This window comes from Stenotrophomonas maltophilia group sp. msm1, assembly GCF_032025805.1.
Classification (GTDB): Bacteria; Pseudomonadota; Gammaproteobacteria; order Xanthomonadales; family Xanthomonadaceae; genus Stenotrophomonas; species Stenotrophomonas hibiscicola.
The window spans coordinates 992,887-1,008,397 of the sequence record NZ_JAVSKH010000002.1; the positions used below are offsets into that span (position 1 = coordinate 992,887).

Below are 15,511 nucleotides of genomic sequence, written 5' to 3' on the forward strand. Positions count from 1 at the left end.
CGAGCGCATCGCGCGGCCGTCGCACATTCCGCCGGGCATGGCCCGGCGCTACCCCCTGCAGGTAACACCATGGCAACTCCCCTCGACCGCATCAAGATCCTCGAACCGCGCCATCCCAACCGCAGCACCGGCATCATCAACGGCCGTACCAGCGGCATCCTCAACTGGAACGATATCCCGTATCCGTCCTTCTATCGGGCCTACAAGGAGCTGTCGACCAACTTCTGGATTCCCGACGAAGTGGACATGAAGCTGGATGCGCGCCAGTACGGAGAGCTGTCCGGGCGCGAGAAGAACGCTTACGACTCGATCATCGGCCTGCTGGCCACGCTGGATTCACCGCAGACGCGCTTCATCTACAACGTGGCCGAGTACATCACTGATCCGGCCGCGCATGCCAACGCGGCGATCATCGGCCAGCAGGAAGTGATCCATAACGAGAGCTACAGCTACGTACTGGCCTCGATCACCGACCTGCCGAACCAGAACCGGATCTTCGAGATCGCCCGCACCCACCCGACCATCATCAAGCGCAATGCCCCGATCATGGGCGCGTATGACGACTTCATGCGCGAGAAGACCGCCGAGACCCTGCTCAAGTCGCTGATCCAGTCCTCGATCCTGGAAGGCATCAACTTCTATTCCGGTTTCGCCTACTTCTACAACATGGTGCGGCAGAACCGCATGAACGGCACCGGCAAGATCATCAGCTTCATCAATCGCGACGAGCTGGCCCATACCAAGTTCATCAGCGAGCTGATCCGCGCCATCATCGGTGAAAACCCCGAGCTGCAGACCAATGAGTTGACCGCCTATGTGCACCAGTCATTCGAACATGCCATCGAGCTTGAGACGCAGTGGTCGTCGGAGGTGCTGGATGGCATCGATGGCATCGACGTGGACGAGATGGTGCGCTACGTGAAGTACCGCGCCAACAAGATGGCCGGCATGCTCGGGATCGAGCGCCTGTACAGCGACACCACCGACAACGTGATGCCGTGGATCAAGGCCTACGCCGACAACTTCACCGAGACCAAGACCGACTTCTTCGAGATGCGCAATGCAAGTTACAAGAAGACCAACGTCGACAACGGCTTCGACGATCTCTGAGCCCGGCGCCGCGCTGAGCATCCTGATGGTGGTCGCCTCCTTGAGCGGCAACACCCGTGAGCTCGGCCGGCAGATCGCCGAGCGCTGCCGCGCGGCAGGTCATGCGGTGCACTGGCAGGAGGCCGATGACCTGCGTCAGCCCCCCCCATTGGCGCCCAACGAGGCAGACCTGGTGCTGCTGGGCTGCTGGACCGACAACGCCGGGCGCACGCCAGCGGAGATGAAGGCGTGGGTGGCCGGCATTGCCGAGCACGGTCAGCAGCCACGCCAGCTGGCGGTGTTCGGTACCGGCGAAACGCAATGGGGGCAGGAGTACTACTGCGGCGCCGTGCACCGGCTGATCCGCTATTTCCGCAGCGACTATCCGCCGCTCGAGATCGAGCAGATGCCGCATGGCGAGCGTCACGCCGCAGCCATCGACGCCTGGACCGATACGGTCCTGGCCCACTACTGGAGCAACACCGATGCAGATCATCGACGCCACCACGCCTGAGCAGTTCCAGCAGCTGCTGGCCGAACATCCGCGGGTGCTGGTGGATTTCCACAAGGACCAGTGCCCGGGCTGCCGGATGCTGGAGATGTCGTTGCATCGCGTGGCCAACAGCGTGGCGGGGCAGGGCACGACCCTGCTGCGCGTGCAGCTGGAGGTGCTGGGTGAGGCGTTCTTCAGGGAGCTGGGACTGCGGCAGACGCCGACGCTGTCCCTGTTCCGTGACGGTAACGAACGCACGCGCCTGGCCGGGTTCCAGTCGCCGCAGCAGATCGAGGCCGCGATCGCGCTGCATTTGTAGAGCCGAGCCCATGCTCGACTGCCGTTCGCGCGGTGAGCGATGAGTCGAGCATGGCTCGACTCTACAAGGGCATCCACGCGTGGCGTGGATCTACCGGGGCAGGGTCCGTGCTTTGGCGTCAGGCTCCGCTGAAGGTATCCACCAGCAGCTTCACGTTCAGCACCACGATCACCAGCGCGATCACCCAGGCAATCGCGCCCAGCCAGCGTGGTGCGACCAAGGCGCCCATCGTCACCTTGTCGGTCACGATCCGCACCAGGGGGATGATCGCGAACGGCAGCTGCATCGACAGCACCACCTGGCTCAGCACCAGCAGCTTCACCGCGCCCTGGTCGCCGAACAGCATGATCACCACCACCACTGGAATGATCGCCAGTGCGCGCGTGATCAGCCGACGCAGCCACGGCGGCAGGCGCAGGTGCAGGAAGCCTTCCATCACGATCTGGCCGGCCAGCGTGGCGGTCACTGTCGAATTCAGGCCCGAGGCCAGCAGGGCAATCGCAAACAGTGTCGCCGCCGCGCCCACGCCCAGCATCGGCGCCAGCAGCTGGTGGGCCTGCTCGATGTCTTCCACATCGAAACGGCCATTGGCATGGAACACCGCCGCCGCCAGGATCAGGATGCTGGCGTTGATGAACAGTGCCAGCGTCAGCGCGAGGGTGCTGTCGGTCACCGCCCAGCGCAGCGCGCTGCGACGGCCCTCGTCGGTGCGCAGATAGGCGCGGGTCTGCACGATGGAAGAATGCAGGTACAGGTTATGCGGCATCACCGTGGCGCCGATGATGCCGATGGCGATGTACAGCGCGTGCGGATCAGTCACTACCTGCGCGCGCGGAATGAATCCGCCCAGCACGTCCATCACCGGCGGTGCGGCCAGCGCGATCTGCACCATGAAGCAGCCGAAGATCACCATCAGCAGCGCGATCACGAAGGCCTCCAGCGCACGGAAGCCGCGGTTCATCAGCAGCAGAACCAGCAGCGTATCCAGCGCAGTGAACACCGCGCCCCAGAGCAGTGGCAGGTCGAACAGCAGCTTCAGCGCGATCGCGGTGCCGATCACCTCGGCCAGGTCGCAGGCGATGATCGCCGCCTCGCACAGCGCCCACAGCGCCAGGTTCACCGGCTTGGGGTAGCGCGCGCGGCAGGCCTGCGCCAGGTCCATGCCGGTGGCGATGCCGAGCCGCGCCGACAGCGCCTGCAGGATCACCGCCATCAGGTTGGAGATGAGGATGACCGACAGCAGCAGGTAGCCGAAGCGCGAACCGCCGGCGAGGTCGGTGGCCCAGTTGCCCGGGTCCATGTAGCCGACCGAGATCATGTAACCCGGGCCGAGGAAGGCCAGCAGGCGGAACCACCAGTGACCCTTGTCGGGCACCGCCACCGAGGCATTGAGTGCGCCCAGGCTGGCCGAGGTGGAGGCCGAAGGGTCGTGGGGCGCCAGGGTGTTCATGGGTCCGAATATAGCTCCTGCTATAGTAATTAGCAATGCGAAACAATCGTCTTTATCGCGTTACTGGTCCAGAATTCAGTTTCAAACCCGGAGTAGACCGGAAGGACAGGCGCAGGCGTGGGCAAGACCGACGATTCGACATCGCTGAAAAGCACCCCCTTGATCGAGGCTGAGCGCCAGGTCGAGAGCTTCCGGCAAGTGCGCGAAGCGCACCGGATGGAGCTGGTGGAGGACTATGTCGAGCTGATCTCGGACCTGCTGGCCGACGGCGGCGAGGCCCGCCAGGTCGACATCGCCACCCGCCTGGGCGTGGCCCAGCCCACCGTGGCGAAGATGCTGCGGCGCCTGGCCCGCGATGGCTGGGTGGTGCAGCGACCGTACCGCGGCGTGTTCCTGACCCCGGAAGGCGAGGCGCTGGCCCATGCCAGCCGCCAGCGGCACCAGACCGTGGAGCGTTTCCTGCTGGCGCTGGGCGTGGACCCTGATACGGCACGGCGTGATGCGGAGGGTATCGAGCACCATGTGAGCGAGCAGACGCTGGCGCTGTTCGAGGCGTTCGTGCGCAAGGCCGAGGGCGAGGCGCCGTATCGGTAGCACCGGGCCATGCCCGGCGGCCGTTCGCGCGATCCGGTTTTTGTAGAGCCGAGCCATGCTCGGCTGCCGTTCGCACGGTGATGGAATGCGTCGAGCATGGCTCGACGCTACAGGTCAGGCGGGCAGCGGGCCTGTACCTGCGCGCACGCCCGTTTCGTCCATTCCTTCAACACCGGCTGCAGGCCTTGGTAACGCCGGCCTTGCCAGCCATTGGCCAGCACTGTGCCGTCGGCATCGATCAGTATCAGATTCGGCGGTGCCAGCCCGGCCAATGCCTGCAGGGCCGGCATGCGCGCAGCGCGGCGCGGGTCAAGCACCGGCCACGGCATGTCCTGCGCGTGCATGTAGCGGCGAAGCGCGGCCTCGCTCTCATCCAGGCTGATGTAGACCACTTCGGTATCGGCCCCGGCCTCGCGCAACATGTCGCGTACGCTGCGCAGCGTGGGTACGAACGCATGGCACGGTGCGCACCAGTCGGCACCGAAGTACAGCGCCACCAGTTTCGGCGGCTGTGTCCATTGCATCGGTCGCAGCGAGCGCTGTTCCGGCCGCATCAGCGAGGCCGAGACCTGCGCGTGCAGGTCCGCAGCCATCGCCGGTGCAGCCAGCAGCACGGCACAGGCCAGCAACAACGCTCGCAGAGCTTCAGAACGCATAGCGCAGGTTGACGTACCACGAACGCGCGAAGCGCGGCCCGTAGACATAGTCGCTGTCACGCAGCGCGCCCACTTCCAGATCTTTCTGGCGCTGATCGAACACGTTCTTGACACCCGCGGCCACCGACACTTCCTGCTGCGCCTGCGCGCCCAGATGGCGGTGCCAGCGAGCACCAAGATCGGTGACCAGGAAGGAACGCGTACGGTGCAGCTCGCCCAACCGGTTGTTCAGCACCGACATCGGCCCGGTGTGGCGCAGCGCGACGAAGGTTTCCCAGGGCTCGGCGGGCATCCAGCTGAGCTGGGCCAGGCCGGTCCAGCGCGGTGTCTTCAGGTAGTCGCGGCTTTCGATCACGGTGTCGCCACCATCGCCGCTGTCGTCGAAGATGCGCTGCGGTTCGCGGAAGCGCGAGCGGTACCACGAGGCACCGGCGGTCAGGCGCCACTGCGGCGACGGCTGCCAGCCGAGGTTGGTTTCCGCCCCCAGCACGTTGGAGCCGGAGGCGTTGTAGCGCAGCTGGCTCAGTTGTCCGTCATCGTCGCGCTGGATCTCGCCCAGCGCGAAGGTGTCGCGGATGCGTGCATAGGAGGCGGTAGCATCCCAGCTCCACACTGGATTGGCCGGGTCCGAGCGCCAGTCGAAGCCGAACAGGGTGGTCAACGCGCGCTCTTCCTTCAGGCCATCGGTGTTGCGCACGCGCACCTGCTCGCCACCCAGCGTATCGACGTGCACGTCCTCGACGAAGATCTCCGGCGCACGGAAGCCGGTGGCGATGCCGGCGCGCCATTTCAGGTTGGGCGTGGCCTGCCAGGCCAAGGCGATGCGCGGCGAGAACACCGCGCTGTCCAGTTCCGAGCTCTTGTCCACGCGTGCGCCCAGTACCAGGTCGACGTTGTCGCGCAGGCTCCACTCGTCCTGGATGAAGGCGCCCAGGTTGTGGAAGGTCGCATCCTCCAATACCGCAAGACGCTGGCCGTCACCGGTGCGGTTGTCGTCGCGCAGCGCCTCGTGCTTGTACTGCACGCCGAAGGCCAGCGCGTGCGCACCCAACCGCCAGTTCAACTGGCTGTCGATGTAGTGCAGCGGGTTGTGGGTGCGGCCGTACTGGCGCCACGAACGCGAGGCCGCGCTGCCGGCCACGTTGGGATCCAGCTGCGACGGGTCATAGCCGGGCGCGGACGGATCGGTAACGACGTCGCCCAGACCGCCATAGAAGCTGCCGCGGTCAATGTCGGCGAAGGCGTAGGCCAGGCGGAAATCGACGTCGGCATTGACTTCCTGGTCCCACGACACGCTGCCGCGGCGGTATTTCGTATCCAGCGATTCGGCGATGTTGGCCAGGTATTCGGGCTGGTCCAGGCGATTGCCGCCGCGGCGGGTTTCATCGGTCACCTGCAGGTCCAGGCGCAGCCGCGTTCCCGGCGTGGGCGCGTACCAGGCCTGCAGCCCGCCGACCTTGAGGTTCTTGCGGGTGATCTCGGTGTAGCCGTCACCGTTGTAGTCGATGCCGCTGTTCCAGTTGCGCTGGGCAATCACTGAAAGCCCGGCGTCGGCATCTTTCGCCACCAGGTCCAGGCGCACGTCGGCATTCTTCTGCGGTGTGCCCTTCAGGACATCCACGCCGGCCTGCACATGGCCGCCGCTGCGCGCCGGCAGCGGCGGAATCAGGTTGATCACACCGGCCACCGCACCCGGGCCGTACAGCGCCGAGCCGCCGCCCTTGACCACTTCGATGCGGTCGACGAACCCGGCCGGGATCTGTTCCAGGCCGTACACGCTGCCCAGCGTGGACAACAGCGGGATGCCATCGAACAACAGCTGGTTGTAGGCACCGGGCAGGCCCAGCAGCTGCACTTCGCTGGTGTTGCAGTTCTGGCAGTTGCTTTCCACGCGCAGGCCGTTGATCAGCTCGGCGGCGCGCGAGAAGTCGGTGGCCGCGCGCAGCGCGATGTCTTCCTTGCGCAGCACTTCGGTGCGGATCGGGACATCGGATAGCAGGCGTTCGCTGCGGGTGGCGGTGCTGACCTTGACCTGCACGCGGTCCAGCTCGGTGGGCTTCGAGGTGGCGGCCAGTGCAGGCAGCGGCACGGTCAGGGCAATGGCGGCGGCCAGGGGCAGCCGATGGAAGAGGGGCGTGGCAACGGGCATGAGGGCGTCGTCCTTGGGAGAAGAAAGGCGGCGAGGGCGACTTGGCTGACGCATATGAAAGCAGCGGCTTATTAATATAGCAAGTGCTATATAACGAGGCTGAGGCAATTACGCTTTGGGTACCAGTCGAGTCAGATCATGCATGTGTTATAACATTACATAAAACGACTGCAACCCTGCCGGTGGTCATGTCCATAGGATGGAGTTGCCGTGTAGGCGCGGTCGGATCGTCAGCCGCGGCGGAATGCGGCGGGGGTCCGGGCGCCGACGATGATCATGCGGATCATCGTGGAGATCTGTTCGACCAGTTCCGGATCCTTCTCCGGCGGCAGGTCCATGGCGGTGGCACCCATCGCGAACACCAGCCGGGTGATGGCCTTGGCCACCAGCTCGGGGGCATGCAGCACGGCGCCGTCCAGTGCAGCCAGGCGCACCAGGTCGTGCTGCAGCTCTTCTTCGAAATAGTGCAGTTCGCGTTCGACCGCATGCTTGAAGTCGTCCGAGCCGACCGCGCCTTCGCGCAGCAGCACGTGCAGCAGCTTGTCGTCGGCGCGCAGCTGTTCCATGAAGGTCTCCACGGAAACGCGCACCACGCTGGTGGCGGTAGACGTGGCGCGCTGGCGGGCCTCGCCGATGATGGTGCGTAGCGAGCGGCCGGCGGCGTCGATCAGCGCCACGGCCAGTTCGTCCATGTCGCGGAACTGCCGGTAGAAGCTGTTCGGCGCAATGCCGGCCTCACGTGCCACTTCGCGCAGGCTGAGCGTGGACAGGCTGCGGTGTGGCCCGATCAGCTTCAGGGCGGCGGCCAGCAGATCCTCGCGGCTCACCGTACGGCGGGCCGGGCTGTTGGCATCTTCAGGCGTCGACAAGGCGGTGGCGGCGGCCATGGGGGTTCCGGTGGGGCGAGGCTGAATCATACCCAATCCGGTTCAATATACACATGTATACACAGGTGTATGTGCGCCCGTATAGTGCGCCCATGAGCGCTGTCGTCCGTCCGTCCCTGTTCTCTCCGTACCGCTGGGTCTCGCCGTCGCTGTTCGATTTCTGGGCCGGCCAGCTCAATCCCCTGTGGACCCTGCGCGAGCCGGTGGCCCGACTGGTCCGGCGCGAGCCGGCTGGCGTGGGCGCGGCAACCCTGGTCCTGCGCACCAACCGGCACTGGGCCGGCATGCGCGCCGGCCAGCACGTCACCCTGGGCGTCGAGATTGAGGGGCGCCTGTGGCAGCGCAGCTACAGCCCTACCGCACTGGGTCGGCGCGAGCTGGCGATCACCGTCAAGGCGATCGATGGCGGCCGGGTCAGCCAGCATCTGGTAAACCATGCACAGCCGGGCGAACTGTTCCGCCTCGATGCCGCCTTCGGCGAGTTCCAGTTGCCGGCCGCGGCGCCGGTGCTGCTGCTGGCTGCCGGCAGTGGCATCACGCCGATGCGCAGCCTGTTGCGCGACGCCTGCCAGCGCCCGCTGGCAGCACCGGTGGACCTGTTCTATTGGGAGCGCACCGCCGCCCATCTGCAGTTCCGTGATGAACTGCAGGCGCTGGCCGCGGCACATCCGAACCTGCGCGTGCATCTGCTGACCACCCGCGAGGGTGAGGCGCCGGCCGCGCGCATCGATACCCATGATCTGCAGGTGGCCGGCGATGACACGCCGCTGGCGCAGCGACATGTGTTGGCCTGCGGTCCGGATGGCTTCGTTGCCGCTGCGCGTGAACGCCTGGCGCACCAGGTGGCTGGCTTCCAGGCCGAAGCCTTCACCCCGCCGGCGCCACTGCGCGATGCCAGCAGCGAAGGCGAGGTGTCGCTGACGCTTGCGCGCAGTGGCCGCCAGCTGAGCGTGCCGCGAGGCCGCTCGCTGCTGGAAAGCCTGGAAGCGCATGGCATCAAGCCCAAGCACGGTTGCCGCATGGGCATCTGCAACACCTGCACCTGTGATCGCGTCAGTGGCGCCACCCGCCACCTTCGCACCGGCGACCTGCAGTCCGAATCGGCACAGCCGGTGCGGATCTGCGTGAGCGCACCGACCACCGACCTGACTCTGGATCTCTGAGGACGCCTGCCATGACCCGCGCTACCGACCGTGCCCTGAGCACCGCCGAGATGCATGCCTTCGGTGAGGAACTCGATGCGATCCGCGACCGTGTGATCGGCAGCCTCGGCGCCTCCGATACCCGCTACATCCGCCGTGTGGCTGCCGCCGTGCGATGGTTCGGCGTGGGTGGCCGTGGCCTGCTGTTCCTGGCAGCATTCTCGCCGCTGTTCTGGATGCCGCTGCTGTGGCCGGCCGCGATCACTGGCACGCTGCTGCTGGCGTTGTCGAAGATCCTGGAGAACATGGAGCTGGGCCACAACGTCATGCACGGCCAGTTCGACTGGACCGGCGACCCCAAGCTCAATGGCAACACCTACGAGTGGGATATCGTTGCCACCGCCGACAACTGGCGCAAGACCCACAATTTCCGCCACCACACCTATACCAACGTGCGTGGCATGGACGATGACATCGGCTACGGCCTGCTGCGCATCTTCCCGGAACAGCGCTGGAAGCCGTTCTACCTGCTGCAGCCGATCATCGCGCCGATCTTCGCGCTGCTGTTCCAGTGGGGCGTGGCCGCGCAGGACCTGCGCCTGGGCCGTTGGCTGAAGGGCCGCATCAGTGGCCGTGCGATGTGGATGCAGACCCGCCCGGTGGCGCGGAAAATGGCTCGCCAGGTGCTGAAGGACTACGTGTTCTTTCCGCTGCTGGCCGGCCCGTTCTTCCTCACCGTGATGCTGGGCAACCTGGTGGCCAACGGCCTGCGCAACATCTGGACCTACGTGATCATCTTCTGCGGCCACTTCACCGCCGAGTCGGAAACCTTCCCGAAGGAATGCCTGCGCAATGAATCGCGCGGTCACTGGTACCTGCGCCAGCTGCGCGGTTCGTCCAACATCAGCGGCGGCTTCCTGATCAATGTGCTGTCCGGCAACCTCAGCCACCAGATCGAGCACCATTTCTACCCGGATCTGCCGGCCAACCGCTATGCGGCCATCGCCAAGGAAGTGAAGGACATCTGCCGCCGCTACGGCCAGCACTACAACAACGGCTCGCTGCCGCGCCAGTTCGGCCAGGTGGTCTGGCGCATCCTGCGCCACGCATTCCCGAGCAAGCCGCGCCGCCTGCCGATGCCGGACATCATGTCCGCACCGGCATCGGCCAACGCGGGCTGATCGACTCAGCCCGCCTTCGCCGGGGCGGCCTGCTCGCGGTCGAGGCGTCGCAGGAACACCTGCATTTCCTTGCATGCCTGCTGGTCGCCCTTGCTGCCGGCCACGCTCAAGCCGCGCTGCCATGCCTCACGGGCCGCCTGTGGCTGGCCACTGGCCAGCCAGGCTTTGCCCAGCAGCTTCCAGGCTGCCGAGTACTGCGGATCAAGCACCACGCAGCGGCCCAGGTGGGTTGCCGCGCGTACCGGGTTGCCGGCATCCAGCCAGCCCTTGCCCAGGCCGAAGCGCAGCAGCGCGCCGTCCTTGCCGGCGGCAAGCATGCATTCCAGAGCTTCGATGTTCATCAGCGCACCTCCACCAGCAGCTCGGCCGGGCCGGGCTGGAAGCGGCCACGATGGAACAGCAGCGGCGCGCCGCCGTTCTCGTGCACTTCGATGATGCGGCCAGCCAGCAGCAGGTGATCGCCCACCGGCCACTGTGCGTGGCGGGTACATGTGAGATGGGCGACCGCACCGGCGATGCGCGGTGGGGCGTCCTCGTAGTCATCCAGCAATGCCAGGCCATCGAAGCGGTTGCGCACCTGCGGATCGGCAAAGCGCCGGGCCAGCGCTTCCTGGTCGGCCGCCAGCACGCTGATCGCAAAGCGGGTGGCGCGCTGGAAGGTGGACAGGCTCTGCGCGTGCAACGCCAGGTTCCACAGCACCAGCGGCGGCTGCAATGACACCGGCACGAACGAATTGATGGTCAGGCCGATGGGTTTGCCCTGCGCATCGCGCGTGCAGACGATGGCCACGCCGGTAGGAAAGTGGCCGAGCAGCCGCCGCAGGGCACGCGGCGGCATCTCGACCGACGGCACAGGGGCCGGGGCGGGGAACACCCCCGCCCACGGCCCGGCGTACGGCAGTGTCTCGCCGCTCATGAGGCCCTGGCCTGGCGGTAGCGCCGGCCGACCTCGGCCCAGTTGATGATGTTGAAGAACGCACCGATGTAGTCCGGGCGACGGTTCTGGTAGTGCAGGTAGTAGGCGTGTTCCCAGACATCCAGTGCGAGGATCGGGCTGTTGCCGGACAGGCCCACGGCTGCACCCATCAGCGGGCTGTCCTGGTTGGCGCTGCTTTCCACCTGCAGGCGACCATCGCGATCGCTGGTCAGCCAGGCCCAGCCGCTGCCGAAGCGGGTCTGCGCCGCCTTGGTGAAGGCCTCCTTGAAAGCATCGAAACCGCCGAGGTCACGGTCGATGGCGGCGGCCAGTTCGTCATCGGGTGCACCACCGTTGGTGCTGAGCACGGTCCAGAACAGGCTGTGGTTGGCGTGGCCGCCGCCGTTGTTGCGGATGGCGCCGCGCTGCGCCTCGGGCACGGCATCGAGGTTGGCGATCAGCGCCTCGACCGGCTGCTCGGCGATGCCGGCCTGCTCGATGGCGGCGTTGAGGTTGTTGACGTAGGCCTGGTGGTGCTTGCTGTGGTGGATGTCCATCGTGCGCGCATCGAAATGCGGCTCAAGGGCGTCGTAGGCGTAGGGGAGCGGGGGAAGCGAGTACGACATCGAAGCAATCTCCGTGGGGAAGGCCAGAGGGCTGGCCGTGGGGAGACTGTTATCGCACCTCAACATTGGTTGAGGTCAAGGGGCGGGATTGAGGTGCGTGCGCGTTCATCGCTTTGATTCTTCCTGCAGGACAGCACGAGCGAAATGGTAGTGCCGGCCGCTGGCCGGCATGCCGGCAAGGTCGGGTTGCCGGCCAGCGGCCGGCACTACCAGGACCCGCTTTTCGAATCCTCACCGGCGCGCTGTTGCGCTGCCCGCGCTCGCAGGAAACTGTCAGGAGGGGGCGGGGGCCGCTGGACAGGACCGTTGGCGCCAAGGATGGCGCCATCGAGCACCATGGAGGGGCTTTTGCGTGTCCTGGCCAGCGGCCCCCGCCCCCTCCCACACGTATCAACAAAAGCGCCGGCAGACGAACCAGCCGCCAGCGCCTTCATCAACTCAACTCAACCAATCCTTGCACGCACCATCCACCTGCTCCCCGCACGCCTGCTGCATCCGCTGCTGCAACCGCGCCAGCGTCTCCGCGCCCTGGTGCTTGCCGCTCCACGCCTTCAACTGCCCGGCCAGGCGCTCGAAGCGTTGGCGGGTGCGCTGGTGGTAGCCCGACGGCTGTGCCTCCAGCTCGGCGATCAGCGAGGCGGTCGCCTGCTCGATGCGTGGTGCATCGTCCGGTGCCAGCTTCAGCAGGCCTTCCACATACAGCACGCCCCACTGCACGCGGGTGGCCGGGCCCTGCGCACCGTGGTAGGCACGCTTCAACCACTCCAGCGCACCGGCGGTGTCGCCGCGCTGCTCTGCCAGTTCGGCCAGCTCGGGCATGTAGTAGTACGGCTGTTCGCTGCGCTTCAGTTCCGCCAGCAACAGCGCCTCGGCACCTGCGTCGTCGCCGACCTGGCGCAATGCGTACGCCGCGCTGCTGATCGTCGCCTGGCGTGCGTGCGCATCGGTGGCGGCCGCATCGGCAGCGGCCACCCGCTGCTTGACCCGCTCAACCAGCGCCGCGGGCAGTGCGCCCTTCGGCTGCTGCTGGCGGGCCAGCGATACTTCCGTCAGTGCGCGCGACAATGCGTCGTCGGCGCGGTCGCCGCGCTCGGCGTCTGCCCGCTCCAATGCCACCAGCAGCTGCTGTCCCAGCGTGTTGCTGGTGGCCGGCCCGGCACTGGCCTGCTTGACCAGCTGCACGCCCGCATAGCCCAGCAACTCACGGTTGCGGCGCACTTCCGCCGGTTGTGCCAGCACCGCCTGCAGCAGCTCACGTACTTCGGTGGGCGAGGCATCGGGTTTTTCGGCCGTTGCCAAGGCAAGCAGAGCGAAGCGACGCTGCAGGGCGGCATCCGGTGCCGCCTTGGACAACTGGTGCAGCACATCCTGGCTCCTGCGCTCGCCGGCCAGTCGGTTGGCGTCGACTTCCCAGCCGTAGTCGCCCAGCACCTGCCAGTCTTCGGCGGCCAGCTTGTCCGGCGTGGCCAGTGCCGTTGCCAGGGTGGCGGCGATGGCGCTGCGGCGCCCGGCCGCGACGGTCAGCGCACGGGTCAATTCGGCCGCGTCGTTGCCGCCGGCCACGCGGGTCAGTTCATTGCGCTGTGGGTCCAGCACGATCAGGGTGGGATAGCCGCGTACGCCGAAGCGTTCGCCCCAGGCCTGCGCACCTTCCTCGTCGCCATCCAAGTAGACGGGAACGAATTTGCTGGTCAGCGCGATGAAGGCCGGGTCCTTGAACAGGCCCGCCTTGAGCTGGTTGCACGGTGGGCACCAGACGGCGCCCCAGTACAGCAGCACCGGCTTGCCGCTGTCGGCGGCCTCGGCGAAGGCATCATCGACATCGCCCTGGCGCCAGGCGATTGCCTTGGCCGGCGCGGGCACCTCGGCGGAGTTGGCGATGGACACCGGGGCCGGGGTGCAGGCGCTCAGCGCCGAAGCCAGCAGCAACATAGAAAGCGCGACGCGCATCGGCAGCATCTCGAAGGGCAGGGTGACAGGCCATTGTAGGAACGGCCGGGGAGCCTGCTGATTCAGTTTGCTTATGACGGGCGTGCCGCAGGGCATGACGCCCGCCGGGCATTGGCCGGCGGATGCCTTCAGGCCGCTGCCCGCACCATCTGCTGATACACCAGCCCATTGAACTCGCCGACGTCGCCGTCCAGCACGAAGCCATAGCGCAGGTAGGTTGGCACTGCATTGAGTGAGGCGCGCACGGTCAGGACCGGCTCGCGCACCTGCGGGAGCACCGCGTCGAACAAAGCATGGCCGATGCCTTGGCCCTGGTAGCTGGGATCGACGAACAGCATCGCCAGGTGCCGGCCTTCCTTCAGTTCGATCACGCCGACGACGCGGCCGTCCTGCTCGGCCACCAGGATGTGGTTGTCGCCGTGTAGGCGCGCGCCGAACGCTTCGGCCGCGGCGACGCTGCCGAAGGTGGCGATGCCGGCCGCGCTTAGCGAAGGTGCGACCGCCGCAGTGAAGGCAGCCAGGCACACCGTGCTGATCGCGGGCAGGTCATCGACGTGGGCGGGGCGGATCGTCGGCATGCAGTGCTCTTCCGGTGGTGGGCGGCGCGTCATTGTTGCCGCAGGCCTTCACGCTAAGCTGGCGGCATGAGTGATTTCAATCCCGCGTACGCTGCCTTGTTTCCGCAGCAGGGTCTGAGCCTGGGCCTGATGACGCCCGTGGCGTCGCATGGGTTGGCCGATCCGCGTGAGGCGCGACGTATCGCGCGACTGGCCGATGACCTGGGCTTTGCCGCGTTGTGGACGCGCGACGTGCCGCTGATGGTGCCGCAGGGTCCGGACGCGACAACGAGCGCGTTGGACGACCCGTTCCTGTGGCTGGGCATGCTGGCTGCGGCGACCGAGCGCATCGTGGTCGGCAGCGCGGCCATCGTGCTGCCATTGCGCCATCCGCTGCAGGTGGCGAAGTCGGCCTTGAGCCTGGACCGGATCAGCGACGGCCGCTTCGTGCTGGGCCTCGGGTCTGGCGATCGGCCGGAAGAGTTCGCCGCATTCGGCGAGGATCTGCAGGGCAGGGCGGCGACGTTCCGCGAACGCTGGACCTTGCTGCGCGCGGCGTTGTCACCGGAGTCCGAAGAAAGGGTCGCGGTAGTGCAAGCCACCGGTGGCTTCGACGTACTGCCGGCCCCGGCCATGCGCATTCCGATGCTGGTGGTGGGCACTGCGCGGCAGAGCCTGCAGTGGATCGCACGCGAAGCCGAAGGCTGGGCCACCTATCACCGCGAAGAGGCCGCGCAGGAAGGACGCATCGGCCTGTGGCAACAGGCGCAGGCGCAAGGCGCTGGGCCAGGCAAGCCGTTCGTGCAGTCGATGCTGCTGGATCTGCAGGCCGATCCGCAGGCACCGCCCGAGCCGCTGCCACTGGGCCTGAAGGTCGGCCGCGACGGCTTGCGTGACTACCTGCTGCGCGTGCATGCGCAGGGCGTGGGGCACGTGATGTTCAACCTGGTCGACAACGGGAGGCCGATGGACGCGGTGTTGCGCGAAATTGGAGAGCAGGTGCTGCCGGATGTGCTTCGGTAGGTGTCCACCTTGGTGGACACGCCGTGTTGCTGATGACGGTGCGCCCGCCGGGCATGGCCCGGCGCTACCTGCCGCGGCGTGCATCTGCGTATCATTCGCATTTGATACCCCGCTGCCGGAGCCCCGCGTGACCCAACCTTCCCCCATGCACCCGACCGGACGCCTGTTCGCCGCGGTCGCTTTCATCGAGGCTGTGACCTGGGCCGGCCTGCTCATCGGCATGTGGATGAAGTACGGCCCGATGGCCAACGTGGCGCTGGTGAAGCTGTTCGGACCCCTGCACGGCGTGGCGTTCCTGCTCTATGTGGCAGTCACGCTGTTCGCGGCGGTACGACTGCGCTGGCCGTGGTGGGCCAGTGCCCTGGCCCTGCTGGCGGCCATCCCGCCGTTGGTGACGCTGCCGCTGGAGTGGTGGTTCAAGCGCCGTGGCCTGCTGGGCCTGCGTGCAATGCGCTGAACCCACTGTTGCATGCCCATTC

Annotated in this window: 17 protein-coding genes; 8 read left to right on the top strand and 9 right to left on the bottom strand. The window is 66.7% G+C overall.

Features of this window, described 5'->3' with window-relative positions; all coding sequences use genetic code 11:
- Window positions 1-69: 69 nt before the first annotated feature.
- Genes ROV95_RS12220 through ROV95_RS12230 form a run of 3 tightly spaced genes read left to right on the top strand, consistent with a single transcriptional unit; the run spans window position 70 to window position 1,901 of the window.
- On the top strand, window positions 70-1,110 hold the full coding sequence (locus ROV95_RS12220; protein ID WP_188250241.1) for a ribonucleotide-diphosphate reductase subunit beta: 1,041 nt from the start codon (window positions 70-72) through the stop codon (window positions 1,108-1,110).
- A gap of 25 nt (window positions 1,111-1,135) precedes the next feature.
- On the top strand, window positions 1,136-1,603 hold the full coding sequence (locus ROV95_RS12225; RefSeq protein WP_312544594.1) for a flavodoxin: 468 nt from the start codon (window positions 1,136-1,138) through the stop codon (window positions 1,601-1,603).
- The gene (locus ROV95_RS12230; RefSeq protein ID WP_111098131.1) at window positions 1,575-1,901 is read left to right on the top strand and encodes a thioredoxin family protein; all 327 of its coding nucleotides are present in this window, start codon (window positions 1,575-1,577) and stop codon (window positions 1,899-1,901) included. Before ROV95_RS12225 ends, ROV95_RS12230 begins: the two co-directional genes overlap by 29 nt.
- Before the next feature lie 118 nt (window positions 1,902-2,019).
- On the opposite strand, the gene ROV95_RS12235 is transcribed toward ROV95_RS12230, so the two are convergent.
- Window positions 2,020-3,351, bottom strand: a complete 1,332-nt coding sequence (locus ROV95_RS12235) for an Nramp family divalent metal transporter (protein ID WP_312544596.1) — start codon at window positions 3,349-3,351, stop codon at window positions 2,020-2,022.
- A gap of 117 nt (window positions 3,352-3,468) precedes the next feature.
- Between ROV95_RS12235 and mntR the strand changes: the two genes are divergently transcribed.
- A complete protein-coding gene (gene mntR / locus ROV95_RS12240; RefSeq protein WP_021204264.1) occupies window positions 3,469-3,945 on the top strand; it encodes a manganese-binding transcriptional regulator MntR in 477 nt (158 codons plus the stop codon).
- Window positions 3,946-4,052: 107 nt separating this feature from the next.
- Here mntR and ROV95_RS12245 read toward each other — a convergent pair whose 3' ends face one another.
- The 3 genes from ROV95_RS12245 to fabR all read right to left on the bottom strand — a co-directional run bounded on the left by ROV95_RS12245 (window position 4,053) and on the right by fabR (window position 7,637).
- Window positions 4,053-4,601 (bottom strand): thioredoxin-like domain-containing protein, encoded by a 549-nt coding sequence (locus tag ROV95_RS12245; RefSeq protein WP_312544599.1) that lies wholly within the window; start codon window positions 4,599-4,601, stop codon window positions 4,053-4,055.
- Window positions 4,591-6,750: a TonB-dependent receptor gene (locus ROV95_RS12250; RefSeq protein ID WP_312544601.1), complete on the bottom strand. Its 2,160-nt coding sequence runs from the start codon at window positions 6,748-6,750 to the stop codon at window positions 4,591-4,593. The genes ROV95_RS12245 and ROV95_RS12250 overlap by 11 nt, the downstream gene beginning before the upstream one ends.
- Window positions 6,751-6,980: 230 nt before the next feature.
- Window positions 6,981-7,637: an HTH-type transcriptional repressor FabR gene (gene fabR / locus ROV95_RS12255; protein ID WP_005409961.1), complete on the bottom strand. Its 657-nt coding sequence runs from the start codon at window positions 7,635-7,637 to the stop codon at window positions 6,981-6,983.
- A gap of 92 nt (window positions 7,638-7,729) precedes the next feature.
- On the opposite strand from fabR, the gene ROV95_RS12260 reads away from it, so the two are divergent.
- Together ROV95_RS12260 and ROV95_RS12265 are read left to right on the top strand one after the other, a co-directional pair.
- The gene (locus ROV95_RS12260; RefSeq protein ID WP_312544602.1) at window positions 7,730-8,800 is read left to right on the top strand and encodes a ferredoxin reductase; all 1,071 of its coding nucleotides are present in this window, start codon (window positions 7,730-7,732) and stop codon (window positions 8,798-8,800) included.
- 11 nt (window positions 8,801-8,811) lie between these two features.
- Complete coding sequence (locus tag ROV95_RS12265; protein WP_072167525.1) at window positions 8,812-9,960, top strand: acyl-CoA desaturase; 1,149 nt, start codon at window positions 8,812-8,814, stop codon at window positions 9,958-9,960.
- 5 nt (window positions 9,961-9,965) lie between these two features.
- On the opposite strand, the gene ROV95_RS12270 is transcribed toward ROV95_RS12265, so the two are convergent.
- The 5 genes from ROV95_RS12270 to ROV95_RS12290 form a co-directional block, all read right to left on the bottom strand.
- Complete coding sequence (locus ROV95_RS12270) at window positions 9,966-10,301, bottom strand: tetratricopeptide repeat protein (protein WP_061479860.1); 336 nt, start codon at window positions 10,299-10,301, stop codon at window positions 9,966-9,968.
- Complete coding sequence (locus ROV95_RS12275; protein WP_312544606.1) at window positions 10,301-10,876, bottom strand: flavin reductase family protein; 576 nt, start codon at window positions 10,874-10,876, stop codon at window positions 10,301-10,303. The genes ROV95_RS12270 and ROV95_RS12275 overlap by 1 nt, the downstream gene beginning before the upstream one ends.
- Window positions 10,873-11,502, bottom strand: coding sequence for a superoxide dismutase (locus ROV95_RS12280; protein WP_312544608.1), 630 nt, complete (start codon window positions 11,500-11,502; stop codon window positions 10,873-10,875). The genes ROV95_RS12275 and ROV95_RS12280 overlap by 4 nt, the downstream gene beginning before the upstream one ends.
- Window positions 11,503-11,940: 438 nt before the next feature.
- Window positions 11,941-13,461 (bottom strand): thioredoxin family protein, encoded by a 1,521-nt coding sequence (locus ROV95_RS12285; RefSeq protein ID WP_312544609.1) that lies wholly within the window; start codon window positions 13,459-13,461, stop codon window positions 11,941-11,943.
- Window positions 13,462-13,580: 119 nt separating this feature from the next.
- Window positions 13,581-14,030 carry a GNAT family N-acetyltransferase gene (locus ROV95_RS12290; protein ID WP_111098083.1) on the bottom strand — a complete coding sequence of 150 codons (450 nt, stop codon included), beginning with the start codon at window positions 14,028-14,030 and terminating at the stop codon, window positions 13,581-13,583.
- 66 nt (window positions 14,031-14,096) lie between these two features.
- On the opposite strand from ROV95_RS12290, the gene ROV95_RS12295 reads away from it, so the two are divergent.
- Both ROV95_RS12295 and ROV95_RS12300 read left to right on the top strand, forming a co-directional pair.
- The gene (locus tag ROV95_RS12295; RefSeq protein WP_312544611.1) at window positions 14,097-15,032 is read left to right on the top strand and encodes a TIGR03571 family LLM class oxidoreductase; all 936 of its coding nucleotides are present in this window, start codon (window positions 14,097-14,099) and stop codon (window positions 15,030-15,032) included.
- 145 nt (window positions 15,033-15,177) lie between these two features.
- Window positions 15,178-15,489: a DUF3817 domain-containing protein gene (locus ROV95_RS12300; protein ID WP_155030444.1), complete on the top strand. Its 312-nt coding sequence runs from the start codon at window positions 15,178-15,180 to the stop codon at window positions 15,487-15,489.
- Window positions 15,490-15,511 lie beyond the last annotated feature (22 nt).

Bases quoted from the DNA above. Each gene is read 5' to 3' on its own strand.
- ROV95_RS12220 (WP_188250241.1), top strand. From the start codon at position 70: ATGGCAACTCCCCTCGACCGCATCAAGATCCTCGAACCGCGCCATCCC.
- ROV95_RS12225 (WP_312544594.1), top strand. From the start codon at position 1,136: ATGGTGGTCGCCTCCTTGAGCGGCAACACCCGTGAGCTCGGCCGGCAG.
- ROV95_RS12230 (WP_111098131.1), top strand. From the start codon at position 1,575: ATGCAGATCATCGACGCCACCACGCCTGAGCAGTTCCAGCAGCTGCTG.
- ROV95_RS12235 (WP_312544596.1), bottom strand. From the start codon at position 3,351: ATGAACACCCTGGCGCCCCACGACCCTTCGGCCTCCACCTCGGCCAGC.
- ROV95_RS12245 (WP_312544599.1), bottom strand. From the start codon at position 4,601: ATGCGTTCTGAAGCTCTGCGAGCGTTGTTGCTGGCCTGTGCCGTGCTG.
- ROV95_RS12250 (WP_312544601.1), bottom strand. From the start codon at position 6,750: ATGCCCGTTGCCACGCCCCTCTTCCATCGGCTGCCCCTGGCCGCCGCC.
- fabR (WP_005409961.1), bottom strand. From the start codon at position 7,637: ATGGCCGCCGCCACCGCCTTGTCGACGCCTGAAGATGCCAACAGCCCG.
- ROV95_RS12260 (WP_312544602.1), top strand. From the start codon at position 7,730: ATGAGCGCTGTCGTCCGTCCGTCCCTGTTCTCTCCGTACCGCTGGGTC.
- ROV95_RS12265 (WP_072167525.1), top strand. From the start codon at position 8,812: ATGACCCGCGCTACCGACCGTGCCCTGAGCACCGCCGAGATGCATGCC.
- ROV95_RS12270 (WP_061479860.1), bottom strand. From the start codon at position 10,301: ATGAACATCGAAGCTCTGGAATGCATGCTTGCCGCCGGCAAGGACGGC.
- ROV95_RS12275 (WP_312544606.1), bottom strand. From the start codon at position 10,876: ATGAGCGGCGAGACACTGCCGTACGCCGGGCCGTGGGCGGGGGTGTTC.
- ROV95_RS12280 (WP_312544608.1), bottom strand. From the start codon at position 11,502: ATGTCGTACTCGCTTCCCCCGCTCCCCTACGCCTACGACGCCCTTGAG.
- ROV95_RS12285 (WP_312544609.1), bottom strand. From the start codon at position 13,461: ATGCTGCCGATGCGCGTCGCGCTTTCTATGTTGCTGCTGGCTTCGGCG.
- ROV95_RS12290 (WP_111098083.1), bottom strand. From the start codon at position 14,030: ATGCCGACGATCCGCCCCGCCCACGTCGATGACCTGCCCGCGATCAGC.
- ROV95_RS12295 (WP_312544611.1), top strand. From the start codon at position 14,097: ATGAGTGATTTCAATCCCGCGTACGCTGCCTTGTTTCCGCAGCAGGGT.
- ROV95_RS12300 (WP_155030444.1), top strand. From the start codon at position 15,178: ATGCACCCGACCGGACGCCTGTTCGCCGCGGTCGCTTTCATCGAGGCT.